1 protein-coding gene is annotated in these 449 nt (G+C 63.0%); it reads right to left on the reverse strand.

The annotated features are described in order from the left end of the window. Nucleotides 1–3 precede the first annotated feature (3 nt). Nucleotides 4–449 (reverse strand): TetR-like C-terminal domain-containing protein (locus LPA54_RS38750; RefSeq protein ID WP_228985078.1); only part of this gene is annotated, 446 nt, incomplete at its 5' end.

Here is a 449-nt window from a genome sequence, read left to right on the forward strand (position 1 = left end):
GTACTACTCCAGCGCTGCTGGGGGCCGGTAGTCCGCACCCAGCCCCATCCTGGACATCAACTCCTGCATCAGCAGTTCGAACATTGGCTCCTGGTCGGTGATCGCAGGGGCGAAATGCTCGAAGACCTCCAGAGCGACCTGACCGTAGATTGATCGCCAGCAGGAGAGCATGACAACCAGGGCGCCTGGCGGCATCTCCACGCCGGTGACGTTTCGGTACTCGATCATCTGCTTTCGCAGGCGCGGATCGAGTTCCTCGTCGAGCAGGACCGGGTAGGGTCGCGCGGCCCAGAGCTGTACGAACACCGGGCCCCAAATACCGGCGAGTTTGCGCACCCACTGGCTGGTCACATCAACGTGTGCGTCGCCGGCGGCGGATGTCGGTGTACCGAACAGCAGACTGAACTCGTGACGATGGGTAAGGGCCCACCTGCGGAAGACACGCGTGG

The organism is Streptomyces sp. DH12, from assembly GCF_020873895.1.
Taxonomy (GTDB): domain Bacteria; phylum Actinomycetota; class Actinomycetes; order Streptomycetales; family Streptomycetaceae; genus Streptomyces.